The following is a 16,722-nucleotide window of genomic DNA, read 5'->3' on the forward strand; positions in this document are numbered from 1 at the left end:
CTCGCGCATTCAGCCGATTTCACTCCGCTTATTTTTTTACCAGCCTGCCCGTCGGGGCAAAAGCAGATTATGTTTCCCTCTCATGCGCCAACTGTTCCTTGCTTGTACACCTTGTGCCGGCAAAAAATGAGGGATGACGTTTGCCTGAGACGTTTATATTTTCCTGTTAATGTTCTTAACCTGTTTTTCAAATAGTTGTACGTGATTCGCGAGTTAAATTTTGTTATCAGCTATTAGCGTGACAGATATATTTTACCTATTAATCTGCTCGCTTATAATTAAATATAGCCATTAGACTGACGGCGCACGATAATACAAAAATGGCTTCCTGTTACAGAAGTCATTATTTCATGATTAGTTAGCGCGTTATCTTCAGGAAACAAAATTTTGTGCGTACTCTCCTGATACGGTTTGCTCCGGATTACTACTCGTCGTAAGGTCTGTATAGGTATATTTTGAGGGATTGTCGCGGTTAAAATCCCACCAGCCCAGGAAAGCCAGATCGTTTTGTGCCGCAAAATCGCCGACTAAACTCGCATCGGCTAAGGTGAATATCGAAAGATCATCATTCAGACCGATCATGGGAGTAATAGCCGTTTTTGTGTAAAGCTCCTCAATGGACGCATTGGGATAATAGCGTTGCAGTTGCGTCGCAATACTGGTTGCAGCATCGGCGGCTGCCTGCCCCATATTTAATGCATAGTTGGCATCATAATAATCCATTGCCATACCGTTTATGACAAAATCTAAATCGGCATCAACGGCCTTACTGACGACACCCAACCCTGTATTTGTTAAACCTGTAGGTAAAGTGGGTAATGTGAAACTGAGGGTTACATCCGGATATTCCTCCTGGATGGTCACTAAAGCTTCGCAAATTTTATCAATATCATATAGACCGTTCTCAAGATCAAAATCCAGCCCGGCAGCATCATAAATAGTAATGGTAGACTCATAAGTATTAACCAGTTCATCAACCGTAAAGTTATATGAGATATCCATATTGGCTGCGCCGCCAAAAGAAATAACAACCTTTTTACCTTCAGCATTAAGACTGTCGGCTAAAGGTTTTGCCCAGTCAAGCGGCATTGTCGGTTGAGCTCCCCAGCAAGGCGTATTTGTTGAGGCTGCCAGGGTAATAAAACCAAAAACTAACCCTTCTACGTTCCAGTCGATAGCCTGAGTAAAATATAAGGGACTCGGACGACCATTGGGATAATTTTGCCAGTCGCTCCACTCTGCATTTATGGTAACATCAATAAACGGTGTGTATATTGTCGTCATTTTAACGCCCCATAGAAAATAAATATTTTAGGATATTGCAAACATTCAACAATGCTAACTCACCCAGTAAAATTATTTACATCCGCGACTCCACATAAAGAATGCTTTAATATTTAAAACAGCTAACACCGAAAATTACACTTTTACTTTAAATAAATCCTTATGACAATGGACAAGCGTTGTTGGCATGGCAATACATCCCCCTCCTTTTACGGAAACTTATCCATACATTGTTCACTTCACGCATTCAAACATAGGGAGTGGGGTTTATTCCGTCAATCAGAAAAAACATCCTCTATCGGGTTTTGATTACCAATGGCAGACCTTAAGTCTTCTTAAAATGAAATTTATCATCACGTTGCTGTAAATCTCTTCGAAATAAAATAAAGGAATGAAATTTCTTAAATATGTTATTTGAAGTTTTTTGGCCGTGCATATTATAAGAATATACATTGCTACATTATTCGAATGCCTCATCTCTACAGCAAAAAATACCCCCAGGGAGAATCCCGCCGGTTGAGTAAATAAGATACTTTCGTTCGACTATATAGCTGACTGAAAGAGTATTTGATGCCTAAAGCAACCACAGCCGTAAGCAGTAAACACGTAAAAAAAGTTTCAGGCAGACGGTAATCCCCGGCGGTCGGGATGCTTCACTGCCATACTGAAGGTGACAAAACGCTGTGCAGATACGAAGCCGTGCAAGCTGAGCGCACCGCGCCCTTGCTACCGGCTTACGCAGAAGAATGAGGAAGACTGAATGATCACTTTATGCAAAGCCTGTGGTACATCTTATGAGATAACCGATTCCTATCCGGCGCATTGCAATATATGCACAGATGAGCGCCAGTATGTCCCCGCTACCGGGCAGCAATGGGTTAATTTTGACGCCCTTTGTGCTTCGCACACAAATAAGTGGAGACAACATGACAGCACTCTTCTCAGCATCCGCACCGTTCCAGATTTTGCGATTGATCAGCGCGCGTTTATTCTGCGTACGCCGCAGGGCAATATTCTGTGGGACTGCATTGCCACACTTGACGATGCCACGAAAACGCTTGTGGCTTCCCTGGGCGGGCTTAAAGCCATCGCGATATCGCATCCTCATTACTACACCACCATGCAAGATTGGGCCGAAGAATTTAACGCCCCGATTTACCTTCATGCCAGCGACTGCGAGTGGGTGATGCGCGACAGCCCCTGGGTTACCTTTTGGGAAGGCGATACCCTTGAGCTAACCCGTGACGTCTGCGTGATACGTCTTGGAGGGCATTTTGCTGGCGGCTGCGTTCTGCACTGGGCGCGAGATGAAGGCGTGGTGCTTTCCGGCGACATCGTTCAGGTTACCCCTGGTGCGCATGCCGTCTCCTTTATGTGGAGCTACCCCAATATGTTACCGTTACCCGCCGCAACGGTCAGCGATATTATCCAACGCCTGAGTACGGTAAAATTTAAAAAACTCTACGGCGCGTTTGAAGGAAAAGATATTACGGCAAATGCCGATGAAATCGTGCGTCGTTCAGGCGAAAAGTATATTTCCTGCCTCAGATAAACGGGCAGAAATGCACTGATAGCGACGTTCGCTTCTGCCCGGTGATACAGGCTTTGCTCAAAATGTACGGCACCATTTATTACTTTTCACGATAGCGTAGCGCAGCGATAACTTCAGCAAGCGCCGGTGCCATCTGGCGCCGACTGGCATAATAAAGATGATATCCCGGACAGTACAGCCACCAGTCTTTTAGAACCGGGATCAACTTTCCCGATGCAATATGCGGCTGCGCCAGCTCAAGCGGAATATAGGCAAACCCCAGGCCATCTAGTGCTGCCTGCAACATAATATAGGTGTTATTAAAGACAGTTTGCCCTCGCACGCGTACCGGTAATGTTTTTCCTTCTTTTTCTAACTCCCAGGCATAAAGCCCTCCGTGCGTTGGCAGCCGCAGGTTTATGCACTGATGTGCCATCAAATCTCCGGGCATTACAGGTACACTTTTCCCGCTCAGGTATTCCGGCGAGCACACCACCGCCATGTGAAAGTCAGGGCCGATTCTTACGGCTATCATGTCCTTATCAACGGTACTGCCTGACCGGATCCCTGCATCAAACTGCTGCGCAACAATATCGGTAAGTGCGTAGTCAACGCTCAGTTCTATCTGAATATCCGGGTAGCGCTTAAGCAAAACCTGAAGCCGGGGCCAGAGTATGGATACAATGGCGTGATCATGAGCGGTGATGCGCACCGTGCCGGAAGGTTTCTCGCTCAGGGCGCGCAGGGAAGCCAGCTCGCTGTCCAGCTCAGTTAGCATCGGTTGCAGAGTCGTGTACAGGCGCAGCCCGGCTTCGGTGAGGGAAACGCTGCGCGTCGTTCGCGTCAGCAGCCTGACGCCCAGCCGCGCTTCCAGCGCCGTTATGGCATGACTCAGCCCGGAGCGCGACATGCCGAGCTGAGCGGCTGCACGGGTAAAGTTTTTTTCTCGCGCCACAATCTGGAAGGCGCGCAGGTCGTTCAGATTTTCATGTGTCATTGTTGCATCCCATGCACATATACATTCAGATTTGCCTGGCTTATCAACTAATCAAGTCGGGCCTACACTGTTAAAAATCCCCGGCGAACAATTTCGCCCGCCATTTCCGGAACTGTAAATGGAGCGCATATGAAAAGACTTGCCGTCGTTGCTGTGTCGCTGGCGCTTTCTGTTTCAGTTGGTTATTCAAAGGAGAACACATCCATGATTACTGTAATGCAAAGCGGAGCAAAACCCTCGGTAAAAGGCCCGTCAGAATATTTTACGGGAACGGTACGCATCGATTCACCTTTTCAGGGTACAGACCCCGCACGTGTGGGTGGCGCGACCGTAACGTTTGAACCCTCTGCCCGCACCGCCTGGCATACGCACCCGCTCGGCCAGACCTTGATTGTCACCGCCGGCCTCGGCCTTGTGCAGGAGTGGGACGCTCCGGCGCAAGAAATCCGTCCCGGCGACATTGTCTGGATACCCGCTGGCGTGAAGCACTGGCACGGGGCGGCACCTGGAACTGCCATGTCGCATATCGCCATTGCCGAGGCGCAAGAAGGTAAGGTCGTTGAGTGGATGGAACACGTCACCGACGAGCAGTATGCTTCTGCTAAAACGTTGTGACGATGGTGTAATGAAGCGTACCGCACGCATCCTGTGTGCGGCACTGTCTTCTCCCTTCGATTTCTTGTCTTTCTCACCGAAAATGACAGGTACAAGGCTCACTCACCCGCGAGTCCAGGCCAGGTAAAGGAACAGAAAAACTGTTTTTCAATCAGACTCTCCCGCAGCGTTGCCGCCCTTTTTAAGGGGCGGCTTTGATCATTATTTCAGATTCGCTTTAAAGAATGATGCCAGCTTCTCAAAAGGGATCAGGTCAGTACGGTCATACAGATCAACATGACCTGCACCCGGAACGACATACAGCTCCTTCGGTTGAGCTGCACGTTTGTAAGCATCTTCGCTGAATTCTTTTGAATGTGCCTGGTCGCCGGTAATAAACAGCATCGGGCGTGGTGAAATCGTTTCAATATCGTTGAACGGGTAGAAGTTCATAAACTTGCCAATGCTGCTTAATAAAGGCTTAGTGGTCAGTTCTTCTTTCTCGCCCTGCGGGGTATAGCCGCCTCGCTCCGTACGGTAGAAATCAAAGAACTCACGCTGAATGGCCGGTGTTGACTCATCAAGCTTATTGACTGTCCCCGGAATATACGCCTTCTCTGCACCGTTAAATTCTGCGAATCGCTGTTCGATGGCTGATTGAATAAAGGCTTTACGCTGCTCCGGCGTCTGGGAATGGTTCAGGCCATTGCGAAACGCAGATCCCATGTCGTACATGCTTACAGTCGCTATCGCTTTCATACGCGGGTCAATTTTGGCCGCGCTGATGACAAAGCTGCCGCTGCCACAAATCCCCAGCACGCCAATTTTCTCAGGAGAGACATACGGCTGCGTACTGAGGTAATCGACCGCCGCGCTAAAGTCATCAGAATAAATTTCCGGCGAAATCAGATGGCCTGGCTTGCCTTCGCTCTCTCCCCAAAAAGAGAGATCAATCGCCAGCGTCACAAAGCCCTGCTCCGCCAGTTTTTGCGCATACAGAGTCGAGCTTTGCTCTTTTACCGCCCCCATCGGATGCCCGACAACAATCGCCGGGTATTTCTCATTCTGATTCAGCGTTTTCGGGATATACAAATTACCCACGACGTCCATCTGATACTGATTTTTAAACGTCACCTTTTGCCGGGTGACCTTATCGCTTTTATAAAAGTTGTCCGCGCCTTGTGACATATCCGCCGCAGTCGCAGCGAATGAGCTGATTAACAGCCCCAGCGCCAGGGTCATTGTTTTCATACGTTTATCCTCCTGTGTACGTGCTCCTGGTGATGCGTTGTTTCGTAAGTGAGTGTGGGCATTAATGACTACCTCTGAATGTCGACCTGGCTAAATTCAGGCAAGCCGGGGCCGGGCGCTATTCACGGGAATAACGACAAAAAAAGCACGAATAAACATGCCGTTCACGATTTTCTCTTGCTGAAAGTTTTACACGACTGGTGTAGCCTGACTAGCTAATGAATACTTAATGGGCTTATAAGCCTGAGTTATTAATCAGGAACATATGCCAGATGAAACGCAATCTGAATGACCTTCTCTATTTTGTTACCGTCGCCCGCGAAGGGAGTTTTACCCGCGCAGCGGCACATCTTGGTGTGACGCAACCCGCACTCAGCCAGGCGATTTCCGCGCTGGAAGATCGTCTGCAAATTCGTCTGCTCACCCGAACCACCCGCAGCGTGTCACCCACCGCTGCCGGAGAACGGCTGTTGCAGGCCATTGGCAATCGCATTGATGAGATTGAAGCCGAGCTGGATATGCTCACAGAATTGCGTGACAAACCTGCCGGTACGGTGCGAATCACCTGTGGGCCAAACGTTTTGCGTACCACACTGTTACCCAAGCTAACGCCGCTTTTACGCCAGTACCCGGATATTCATATTGAGTTCGATGCCAATCACGGTTTCCGCGATATTGTTGCCGACCGGTTTGACGCCGGAGTGCGCCTGGGCGACACCATTGATAAAGATATGATAGCAATACCGATTGGCCCGGAATTACGCATGGCGGCAGTGGCTTCGCCGGAGTATTTCTCACGTTACCCCATTCCACAAACACCGCATGAACTGACACAGCACTGCTGTATAAACCAGCGCATGGTGAAGTCAGGCGGGCTGTACGTCTGGGATTTTGATCAGGACAGCGGCGATTTGAACGTGCGGGTTAACGGACAGGTGACGTTTAATACCTCAGAACACATTGTTTATGCCGCACTGGCGGGGCTGGGTATCGCTTTTTTACCAGAAGAAGAGTTTGGCACTCTTATTGAAGAAGGCCGTCTGATTCGGGTGCTTGAAACGTGGTGCAAACCTTTTCCAGGTTACTATTTGTATTACCCCAGCCGCAAGCAAGTCTCTCGCGCATTTTCACTGGTGGTCGATGCCTTGCGCGTTGACCGGAAACGACAACCGGCCAATCGGCTAAAGTGACTGCGAGAATTTGAGGTTTGACACTTTTCCTGATCTTCAAATCATTGAATCTTTTGCCTTAAATAATTCTGGCAGAGATCCGGGCAGCCAGGAGCATGATGCAGGCTTTTTTGTATTACCACCCTATAGCCGACCAACTCAAAGAATATCTTTCCATTTACATCCCAATAAGGGTTAAACGAATTCGTCATTTTGAAACCAGCTTCAGTCATTCTTTCGCAGGCCCTGCCTCCGCAAAATAGCCAGACAGCGGATTATATAATGAAGGCGTCATTCGCGAATGATTTCCGATGTCTGAAAATGAAAAAACCGCCGGTGTTCTGGCGGGTTTTGTTGTTGCGAAGATTTAACTGAGCCGCGGATATTACTGGTAGATAAAACTTAAAGTATTTCTACCGTTTCGTTGCTGTCAGCGTTTGCTTCCCACGTTTAGACAACTCGCGCAATATACGATTATGTAACCCAACCGCCGTAGACTTCACGAACCAGGGGCTGTTCAGGCATGTAATGCTAAGCGCAATAAAAATCAAACCCAGGACAGATCCAACTAAATCCCAGGTATTTCTGTCACCGCCAGTCAGCATAGTGGTATAAGTTGATATAAAATATATAACAGCAACCAATGCTACGAGAAATATCACAGCCACATGCAATTTCAGCGCAAAGAAATTACCGCGGGCGATAAGGAACATTAATGGCATAAAGAACACACAGAATGTAAGAGCGCCCAATACCATCCCAACGACTGAATAATGCTCAGGCCAGTCCAGCCATTCAGAGATCGAGTCCCACAGAAAGCCCTGAGGGATAGCAAAGCAAAAAACCGTAAAAATACCGCTAAAAGTCACTGGCAGAACAATTTTGTACCATTCAGCAAAAATATCTGTATCAGCGATCAGACGGTTTTTCAGTGATTCAAGCCCATGTCTGTCATTCGTCTTAATTTCTTTTGCAACTAACGTAGTAAGTGCAAAGCATTTTTTGAGATTATTTAGCATTGCAGGTTCAATTACTTCCTTAAACTGAAAATGATTGTATGAGTCCAAATACATACTGCCCGGACTTCTGCACATTTTGCGGATTTCTGAGCGTTCCAGAAAACGCACTCCCGGTAAACGCAGAAGAGTTGGTAACAGCCTTCATTAATTCGTACTGAAGCGACTTTTGTAATGCTTCTGCAGGGTAGCGTGTGGGATATGCCCCAGCTCTTATAAGAGCTTTAACTCCGTCATTGGATATACCCGGATTCTTTGCGCGAATTATTTCAATCGTTATCCGTTTACGTTCAGGCCTACTTAAACCTTTGAGCCATTCAATGGCCTTTAAAGAGGATGAGCTTTTCATCATCCGGTATATCTCTACTGTTTTTTTTAACCCGGCACCGGCACCCGCAAGGGAAATGATATCCAGAGCTGTTACCGTCGCCGTATACCATCCCTGAGAATCCAGCCAGGCAACATCATCTTCATTCCCATTATGAATGTAAATTAAACGTCCCGCACCAATAAAGCACTGAGCGCCGGTTGCTAAGCTACCAGCTATCATTACACCAGCAATATACCCGGTAGCCGCTGCTGTAAAAGGTATAAAGAAAGTGGACGTCATGGCAACAACCGCAGTTGCTACCATTGCTCCACATGACATTGCTGTTGATGTAATTTCTGCTGCCAGAGAAGGTGCCTGGATTGTCTTAGCTGTCGCCTGTGCCGCGGCCTGCGGTGAAATGTTGCTTACCTTTGTAACAATAACATGGGTTACAGTACTTTGTGCCGGGTTGGCAATTCTTCTGGACGGCCTGACCAGCCACTGGCTCACACCGTTAGAATAAATAATGCCGACCTGATTAAAATCCCGCGTGCAATCAAGTTGCTTCGCAAGAGCATGGAAATCAAAATCGACAGGACCAGGGCCTCCCCACGTTTGTGGTCGATTAAAAGCAGGAAGGCTTTCCGCGCTCCGTCCTGGCAGATAGTCTGACATTATCTTCACCCCTTTTTAAATTCCTTGCGGCTAAGTAAGCAAGGGTAATGTCCTGAGCCAGTAAAAAAATTAAGAATGTTCTTAATAGAAGATTTGCAACAAAAAATTATGAGCACCAGCACAGAATAAATTTTCCAGGTTATGTGGGGCACTATGCCTATGAAAATTATATATGAAAAAGACTATAACATTGCGCAAATGACACGGGTTGTATGCGTCGCACACCGAACCTAACAAACCTGCATTGAGCTTCATTAACTTTTATGCTCGCACTTATTATCGGCCAGTTTCTGGATGATATCTGCAATATGAAATTGACAGACGTTTTGGACGGCATGCTTTACATAGACTAGGGCAATGAGAGGATATGGAGGACGATTTTTCAGGTGTCATAAAAAACGGGAACCAACAGGCTCCCGTTCTTGTTTAACCCGCCAAGCGGATTACATGTTCGCGATGATCGCGTCGCCAAACTCTGAACATTTCAGCAGTTTAGCGCCGTCCATCAGACGTTCAAAATCGTAAGTTACAGTTTTCGCGGCAATCGCGCCTTCCATACCTTTGACGATCAGGTCTGCGGCTTCGAACCATTCCATGTGGCGCAGCAGTACATAGTTAAATCAAACTCAACACACTGATTTTATTGAATAAACAAAGCAACTACGTCTATTAAATAATCAGTGGAGCATAGCAACTAACCTATTGATTATCAATACGACGTGTATCATTTTGGGGAATGCGCTTCCGAGCCAAACAAGGGATTCTAAATCAGGCGTGTTATCAAGCATAATCAATTTGTTATCTTATTTTTTCGACAGTAACTCATCATTTTCAGTTCAGGTAATTCAACAGGTTGCCACTAACAGTGATTATCAATGGCAAAATTTTTTTACTAGAAAAAATTCCGCTATGAGCGAAAAGCGGAAATTGTATTTGGCACCTATACGCTCTCTGCCTCAGGTGTTCCCTGATGGAATACCAATTGCCATTGCCCGTTCTCAGAGATTTCCCAGCATGAAGAACGTAGGGATGCACGACTACCATCTGGATTAACAGTTCTGTAGTGCAATATTGCGAAATTATCGCCAACGCTGATAAGCCGGAAATGACTACTAAGAATAGCCGGAAAACTATCTTCACCCGAAAGCGCTTCAATAGTCTGTGCACGATCAACTAATACGCCTGAGCGTGTTATTTCACTAAATCCTTCATGGAGTATCTGTTCAAGCCATTTCCGATCTTTCCGCCTGTTGCCATGAAGAGAACATTCAAGTCTTTTTAACGTATCCAGGAGCATTGTGTTGATCCTCATCACACTCAAACATTAACTCTTAAGGCAATAATCGCTGGAATGCAACTTCCGCTCCTGGCACTAAGCGGGCTAGAGCAGGCTGATTTGACGAGATAAGGGTATGGATGAATCATCCATACCCCTGAACGATTACTTCCCAGTTGATTTGCTTGGTTTCAGCCCTGGGGTATTGCCGGGTGTATCCTTATTATCACGTCTGCGTTGATCGGGTTTTCCTGTTGATTTTGCAATTGGTTTTGGACCAGGTTTAAGACCCATAATCGTGTTCCTTTTCCGTGTCAGAGGTTATTCCTCAATATGGATATAAGGGGGGTGATAAGAATTATCAAGCTCGGATGGGAGGTGGATTGTGACTACTAGACTATTATGTGAACGATGCCAGCTTTTGGCACAAAACAGCTTTCAATATGAAGAACTCCGACACAGGGTGTCAGGGGCGGAGGTTCAAATCCCCTCAAGTAACTCTAAAAAATCCAGCGACCGGCATTAGTCGAGTCAATCAACATATTCACCGTCAACTGCTCTGGCGCGTGATGATCAGTTTTCAGGTAGCGGGGTAATATGGCATTTGGCAGGAAGCGAATCCCTTCATTAGGGAAATATTGGTTAAAACTGAAACCGGACATATCCACGTTTAGTTTTTCCGCATATTCTTCAAGAAAGTCTGCTGCATCTTCCGGCAAAACGCTTTGTTTCCCCGTACTGATAGAGGCATCATCAGGCATTTCCCATAAGTGCTTTTTGATAAGATCCCTGACCTGTGCTGCTTTGTCTGACATTATCTTTCTCAATAGTGAATTGTTATACCTACACCAGCCAGAAGGTGACGGCCAGGATAATGACGGCAAATATCGCTGTCGAACCCCAGGCATGATCGGGCCAGAAGGTAACTGCCAACATCCCGAACGCTAAGATGAGTACTGTTGGAACAATAGTGCTGATAAAGTAGCGCAGTTGGCGCCGTAACCAATCCTTAAAAAAATTACTCATTACTTGATTATCCGTTTGATAGCCTCAGCTATGTCTTCATCCGTAGAACGTAAAATACTCAAATTCACATTTCGGCTTATTACAGGTTCTATCAGAAAATACATCATTTCAAGTTTTTCAGCATACAGCGCATGATAGTACATTCCATTTTGTTGCTTAAGCCTGTTAGCTGCATCTGCCGCTTCCTGCACATAACCGTAGTAACCGGCGATTGTTACAGCACCCGCCGCAATTTTTGCCAACTTACGGTCTATCGAGAACGTCAAACCAAAACTATAACAGGCAGCAGCAACTATTGCCGCAGAAAGAGCCTGGTTAGTTAACGTCGCTGAAGCTATATTAACCCCTGTTTTAAGGAGGATTTTTTGTATTTTTTGAATGCGCTCCGGCATCAGATTTTGTAAGAGCTGATCAACATAAATTTTGAGCATGCTATAAATAATATCACGCCCGGAAACCAGTTGGGTAAGAGCCTCCAGAAAACGCGTATCTTCTTTTTTCTGATTTGCGCAGACATCCTGGTAATTTTGAGTAAAACATGAAGTGTAGAAAAGTAGCCTTGTTGCGCCCTCCTGAACACGATTGGCCTGCGCCAGCACTTCCTTTTGCACTCCCTTCAGTGCATGTTCAAGCCTCAGCCCCAGTAATTTATCCGCCTGTAATTTATCGATAATCTGATTATTCGTATACATCTCACATTCTTTATTATTTCTGATAATGAATAAACATAACGAGGATAAACTATTTTCCTTTAAACGATTTATGCATTCGTATCACGTGCTAATATTATATATCATCAGGTTACTTTTAACAGGGTTTGAAAAAGACATTTAATATTCACCACATCTATACTTATAGGTGCTTTTACTATTTTCGTTTAAAAATTTTAAATAGCAAAAGAAATTTATTTTAGGTTGCAATTATATCAAATACATAAATGATAGAGGTCGCTATTTTACAACCAATAAATCTGCGAATCGCGTGGTATATCTCGGCGACAGCATCTCTCGCTTCATCTGCCACTGCTGATGAATGCCCTGCCCGGCAAAGTACAGCGTGCCGCGTCCTTCTCTGGCGTTCAGATGGTCCAGCACTTCCATCAACGCGCTGCTGTTATGTCGCGATGCGTTGTCATCAAACAGATTAAGCTGCGCGACGCCCTGGCTGAAAAAGTCCCCGAGCATCACCCCGGCTTTCTGGTACCGATGACCATCCTTCCAGATAACATCCAGACTACGCGTCGCCGCGTCGATGATGTCCCGGCTGTCCTGGGTTGGTGTAAGCAGTTTTACAGACGCACTGTTGCCGTAATAAGGTTCATTAAGGGCAAACGGAGACGTTTTTACAAACGCGGATATAAAGCGGCAATACTGATGCTCGCCACGCAGCTTTTCTGCCGCTCTGCTGGCATAACTGCATATCGCCTGGCGCATCTCGTCATAATCGGTGATGCGGTCGCCAAATGATCGGCTGCACACAATTTCCTGCCTTGCCGGAGCAAATTCCTCCAGCCCAAGGCACGGTTCGCCGCGCAGCTCTCTCACCGTCCTCTCCAGCACCACGTTAAAGTGTTTACGGATAAAACGGATATCAGTATCCGCCAGCTGCAGCACTGTTTTGATGCCCATTGCTTCCAGCTTCTTCGAAATGCGGCACCCTACTCCCCACACCTCATCAACCAAAAGCAGTGCCATTAGCTTGCGCTGGCGCTCCACGTTCGACAAATCAACAACCCCGCCCGTCTGCCGCTGCCACTGTTTGGCGGCATGGTTTGCCAGCTTCGCCAGCGTCTTGGTCTGCGCGATACCCACGCCGACGGTCAGGTGCGTACGCTTCAGCACGGTCGCGCGTATCTCCCTGCCGAACTCCGTCAGGTCACGACAGTTACGCACACCGGTCAAATCACAAAAAGCCTCGTCGATGGAGTAAATTTCCACGCGCGGCGACATTTCCTCCAGCGTGGTCATTACCCGGTTCGACATATCTGCATACAGCTCGTAGTTACTGCTGAAACAGACCACACCGAAGCGCCTGAACATATCTTTCTGTTTGAAGAAAGGCTCGCCCATTTTTATTCCAAGGGCTTTAGCTTCTGCGCTCCTGGCGATAACGCAGCCATCGTTATTGGACAGGACGACCACCGGCCGCCCTTTCAGGTCCGGACGAAAAACTGCCTCACACGACGCATAGAACGAATTAACGTCCACCAGGGCAAACATATTCAGCTCGCTGATTTAACGATGTATGTCACCACGCCGAATATTTCGAGCGTATCTTCACTGGTCACCCGGATCGGTCGGTATGCACTGTTCATCGGATTGAGCTGAATGGTCGGGCGAAGCTGCAAACGCTTTACGGTGAACTCCCCGTCCACGGCCGCAATCACAATATCGCCATGTTCTGCGGTGCGTGAGCTGTCAACCACCAGCAAGTCGCCATCGCTGATCCCTCCCTCAATCATTGAGTCGCCAGCAGCTTTGACGAAATAAGTTGAGCTGGGGTGCTGTACCAGCAGCTCGTTCAGATCGATACGCTGCTCAACATAATCAGCAGCAGGGGAAGGAAACCCACACTGAACGACATCGCTGAACAACGGGAGCGCGACAACTGCGCGCAAATCGGTGGGTTGGAAGAACTGCATATGTAGCCTCAATTAAAACCTGTTTTTATATACAGTAGTTTTATAATTGGGCCTGATCAAGCCCCCGCTCCGCTTACTTTTGCTAACAAAGGAAATTTATCTTTTAAGGTGAAGGGAATAGCGGAAAAGGTATTTTTTCCGAATGCTCACATTTTATACAAAAAGGTATCAGGAGAAAAAACTCATCACAGAGCAGCATGGTTAACCCAACGCCTTCAGTACCATGTTTGCATTGGTGAAAATGTATTCGTAATTCTTCCCGTTCAGCCGACTGTGCCAGCGCCAGCGTATGCCGATCTGCCTGCCGTAATACGCTGAATAGTCATACCATCCGTACTTGATATACATATCCGCTCCCGAAGCTCCGCATGATAGCTGCGTTTTCCAGTCTCTCGCCGGGGGAATATGGTTAGAGGGATTCGCCGTGGTGGTCACGCCATCCTGGCGGGTGTTTGTCACGACGCCATCTTTAAACTCCGTTTTTGTCCATATCTCCAGTGCTGAGCTCGTAGACCATACACCAAAAGGCAATTCTTCCTGTGTGTCGATGGTGACAATATCCAGACTCGACCAGTCCACATCAATGTTACTTGTCGCCAGCGCCTCTTTAAGCGGGATGAACACGCGAGCAATTTTGAATGCGTTTAGAGTGGCGCTTTCTGATGTCCTGGAAAGAACCAGCGACGGGATGGTGGCTTTAGCAATATCATAATCAGCGGTTGGATCTTCATACCCGGCATTGGGAAATACTTTCCTGAATACCCCGCCATCGTTAATCCATGCTGTGGCAACTGCCCTGAATGTATTTCCGTCCTTAATGTTCAGAGTGGTAACAGGGGCGAAATCGCCCCCTCCGGTTTTGCGGAAAATTGGCATGAATCAGCTTTCCTCGACTTGATACCAGACATGACCGGCGGCATAGCTACTTGCGTCAGCGGGAGCCACATCGGTCGATATCGTGTAGCTCACGCCAATATTTTGCCGCGCAGTAGCCGCGTTTTTAACGTCAGACAGGTTATTAGCTGCGTCCAGATAATCGCCGCCACTGGCGGTTCCCCAGTCACTCCAGACCGACGCATCTGCTGTCACATCCTCACAGTACCGGTGATAAACATCCGTAGTGTTGTACGGATAGTAAATCTGTCGGATGCCGGTTTGCGCGGTTTTGATGACGTCCAGCATTCCCGCCAGGGTGACGGGGTAGTGCCGGGCGGTGGTTGCATTGCTGGTGAGCGACTGGAATTTACGTCCAGGTAAAACGACGGTGTTCAGGTCTGTGGAGCCAAGTGACGCCGTATCCTGTGGAACAGCGCCCACTTCACCGGCAGTCAGCGTATCCTTCGTCGCAAGTTCACCCATCCCGATGTTTTTACGTGTTTTCGCCTGTGCCTCAGCGCCTTTGCCCGCAATCTCAGACAAATTATTGTCAATGGCAAGATAAACCTCCGGCACCTCTTCTTCTGTCGCCGTGATCGTTATTGATGCCGTCACGCCGGAGTTTGCGCCAGTGAGTGACAGCGTAGCCGTCCCCGCGCCGCTGACGGTCAGCGTACCATCGGATGCCAGAATCGCGACTGCAGTATCAGATGAGGCCGGGTTAATCTCCTCGGTGTAATGGGTAGGGGAATACAGGACAGGAATGCTGTAGGTGTTACCCACCAGTAGTTTCGCTGGGATTGCGCCGATTTCTATCGACGTCAAGTAAACATGTTGAGTAACTACCGCCGTCGATGTCAGGCCGGTGGAAATACTGGCAATAATGCTTTGTGTCCCACTCTGCCCGGCGGTTGCTGTGTACAGACCATTACTATCGATGCTGCCAAGTGCCGGGTCAGAAACGATCCACGATACCGGATACCCTACCGCCAGCTCGGCAGGTAAAAGTGTACCCGTAAATTTTCGTGTAGAACCGGCGCTAATCGTTACCGATGCAGGAGTGATGACCAGCGATGAGGGCGTGGTGGATTCTGAGTTATCAGCCTCGGCCCGGTCAGTTTTGATGATATACATCGCAGCGATATTAACGGGCCGGGTTTCGCTTCCGCCAACCATCAGGTCTCGGTTTGCCACTCCGGCCCAGTTTCTGTCATCACCGCCCGCATAGCGGAACCCACCAGGACCACCACCGCTTCCGTTGCGGTTATTGGAGTTATCAAAGCCCAGCCATTGTGAAAAATGGAAATGCGCGCGCAGTTCATCCCCCTGGAGGCTGTTTACCGCCCTGCCCGCATCAGGATCGACAGTTGCCCCATTCGCCCAACCCCGGACAAATCGCCCACGATAGTCAGGTATGACTCCGCCAGGGAAAAGCGCGGTCAGTTTCGGGTTCTCCGCTTTATCGAACGCCTGGCCATTAAGTTCAAGCCAGCCATCCGGCGGTGTTGCTGACGGCCACATAATGATCGCGCCCACCGGCAGAAGATATGGCGTCAGTGTGGTTTTCAGTTGCTCGTCCAGATAGCTCGCCCCATCATGCAGACGCCGCGGGGTAATAGCCTGGACACTGCCATCACCAGCAATTGCCTCTTCTTTAGTCGCTTCACGTTGAATATAGCGCTGCCAGATAGAGTCATTGGTTCCCGGTATGTTTGCTGAATTGCTATCACTAAGGGACAGATAAAGATCGCCGTGATAATAGACGACCGCCCCTTCGTAGTATGAAATGCCACTTTCCCATTCCGGGTAGCCGTAATTTCTGTAGTGATTAATATAATTACGCATCCCGCGAATTATCTTGCTGATCTGCTCGTCATCATCGGGATCAAGATACTCTCCGGCATCCTCGACGACAGCAACCAACTCCCGCTGAACGGTATTAAACCAACCCGCCAGAAGCTCAGTGGGTTTAATGCCTGCTGCAGCATTACCGTCGGTAAATTCACCATTTTTGTTTGCCGTGTTGGTTACAGTATTAACCTTTCTCATTCAGGCGCTCCGGAAAATAAAAAAGCC

16 protein-coding genes and 1 pseudogene are annotated in these 16,722 nt (G+C 47.9%); 3 read left to right on the forward strand and 14 right to left on the reverse strand.

Annotated features, from left to right (window positions below):
- Positions 1 to 372: 372 nt before the first annotated feature.
- Complete coding sequence (locus ACTU3N_RS22385; protein WP_443088325.1) at positions 373 to 1,284, reverse strand: hypothetical protein; 912 nt, start codon at positions 1,282 to 1,284, stop codon at positions 373 to 375.
- A 760-nt stretch (positions 1,285 to 2,044) separates the two neighbouring features.
- Between ACTU3N_RS22385 and ACTU3N_RS22390 the strand changes: the two genes are divergently transcribed.
- A complete protein-coding gene (locus ACTU3N_RS22390) occupies positions 2,045 to 2,836 on the forward strand; it encodes a hypothetical protein (protein ID WP_443088326.1) in 792 nt (263 codons plus the stop codon).
- A gap of 79 nt (positions 2,837 to 2,915) precedes the next feature.
- On the opposite strand, the gene ACTU3N_RS22395 is transcribed toward ACTU3N_RS22390, so the two are convergent.
- Entirely contained in the window at positions 2,916 to 3,812 is an 897-nt protein-coding gene (locus ACTU3N_RS22395) for a LysR family transcriptional regulator (protein ID WP_443088327.1), read from the reverse strand.
- A 129-nt stretch (positions 3,813 to 3,941) separates the two neighbouring features.
- On the opposite strand from ACTU3N_RS22395, the gene ACTU3N_RS22400 reads away from it, so the two are divergent.
- A complete protein-coding gene (locus tag ACTU3N_RS22400; RefSeq protein ID WP_443088328.1) occupies positions 3,942 to 4,427 on the forward strand; it encodes a (R)-mandelonitrile lyase in 486 nt (161 codons plus the stop codon).
- Positions 4,428 to 4,628: 201 nt separating this feature from the next.
- On the opposite strand, the gene ACTU3N_RS22405 is transcribed toward ACTU3N_RS22400, so the two are convergent.
- Positions 4,629 to 5,657 (reverse strand): alpha/beta hydrolase, encoded by a 1,029-nt coding sequence (locus ACTU3N_RS22405; protein WP_443088329.1) that lies wholly within the window; start codon positions 5,655 to 5,657, stop codon positions 4,629 to 4,631.
- Positions 5,658 to 5,929: 272 nt separating this feature from the next.
- Between ACTU3N_RS22405 and ACTU3N_RS22410 the strand changes: the two genes are divergently transcribed.
- Positions 5,930 to 6,847, forward strand: a complete 918-nt coding sequence (locus tag ACTU3N_RS22410) for a LysR family transcriptional regulator (RefSeq protein ID WP_443088330.1) — start codon at positions 5,930 to 5,932, stop codon at positions 6,845 to 6,847.
- 41 nt (positions 6,848 to 6,888) lie between these two features.
- Here ACTU3N_RS22410 and ACTU3N_RS22415 read toward each other — a convergent pair.
- The 11 genes and pseudogenes from ACTU3N_RS22415 to ACTU3N_RS22465 all read right to left on the reverse strand — a co-directional run.
- A pseudogene (locus ACTU3N_RS22415) lies at positions 6,889 to 7,062 on the reverse strand (hypothetical protein); the annotation flags it as partial.
- Between the two features lie 177 nt (positions 7,063 to 7,239).
- Entirely contained in the window at positions 7,240 to 7,899 is a 660-nt protein-coding gene (locus ACTU3N_RS22420; protein WP_443088331.1) for a hypothetical protein, read from the reverse strand.
- Entirely contained in the window at positions 7,865 to 8,827 is a 963-nt protein-coding gene (locus tag ACTU3N_RS22425; RefSeq protein WP_443088332.1) for a hypothetical protein, read from the reverse strand. The genes ACTU3N_RS22420 and ACTU3N_RS22425 overlap by 35 nt, the downstream gene beginning before the upstream one ends.
- A 443-nt stretch (positions 8,828 to 9,270) precedes the next feature.
- Positions 9,271 to 9,423, reverse strand: a complete 153-nt coding sequence (locus tag ACTU3N_RS22430) for an isocitrate/isopropylmalate family dehydrogenase (RefSeq protein ID WP_077264251.1) — start codon at positions 9,421 to 9,423, stop codon at positions 9,271 to 9,273.
- A 344-nt stretch (positions 9,424 to 9,767) separates the two neighbouring features.
- The gene (locus tag ACTU3N_RS22435) at positions 9,768 to 10,139 is read right to left on the reverse strand and encodes a nuclear transport factor 2 family protein (RefSeq protein ID WP_443088372.1); all 372 of its coding nucleotides are present in this window, start codon (positions 10,137 to 10,139) and stop codon (positions 9,768 to 9,770) included.
- Between the two features lie 464 nt (positions 10,140 to 10,603).
- Entirely contained in the window at positions 10,604 to 10,918 is a 315-nt protein-coding gene (locus ACTU3N_RS22440) for a DUF1493 family protein (RefSeq protein WP_443088333.1), read from the reverse strand.
- Between the two features lie 210 nt (positions 10,919 to 11,128).
- Positions 11,129 to 11,821 carry a hypothetical protein gene (locus tag ACTU3N_RS22445; RefSeq protein WP_443088334.1) on the reverse strand — a complete coding sequence of 231 codons (693 nt, stop codon included), beginning with the start codon at positions 11,819 to 11,821 and terminating at the stop codon, positions 11,129 to 11,131.
- 258 nt (positions 11,822 to 12,079) lie between these two features.
- Complete coding sequence (locus ACTU3N_RS22450) at positions 12,080 to 13,348, reverse strand: Y-family DNA polymerase (protein ID WP_443088335.1); 1,269 nt, start codon at positions 13,346 to 13,348, stop codon at positions 12,080 to 12,082.
- 2 nt (positions 13,349 to 13,350) lie between these two features.
- Positions 13,351 to 13,770 carry a translesion error-prone DNA polymerase V autoproteolytic subunit gene (locus ACTU3N_RS22455; RefSeq protein ID WP_443088336.1) on the reverse strand — a complete coding sequence of 140 codons (420 nt, stop codon included), beginning with the start codon at positions 13,768 to 13,770 and terminating at the stop codon, positions 13,351 to 13,353.
- A gap of 201 nt (positions 13,771 to 13,971) precedes the next feature.
- A complete protein-coding gene (locus tag ACTU3N_RS22460) occupies positions 13,972 to 14,646 on the reverse strand; it encodes a hypothetical protein (RefSeq protein WP_443088337.1) in 675 nt (224 codons plus the stop codon).
- Between the two features lie 3 nt (positions 14,647 to 14,649).
- Positions 14,650 to 16,695 (reverse strand): tail fiber protein, encoded by a 2,046-nt coding sequence (locus ACTU3N_RS22465; RefSeq protein ID WP_443088338.1) that lies wholly within the window; start codon positions 16,693 to 16,695, stop codon positions 14,650 to 14,652.
- Positions 16,696 to 16,722: the final 27 nt, after the last annotated feature.

The organism is Vagococcus sp. WN89Y (assembly GCF_052220145.1).
In the GTDB taxonomy this organism is placed as follows: Bacteria; Pseudomonadota; Gammaproteobacteria; order Enterobacterales; family Enterobacteriaceae; genus Kosakonia.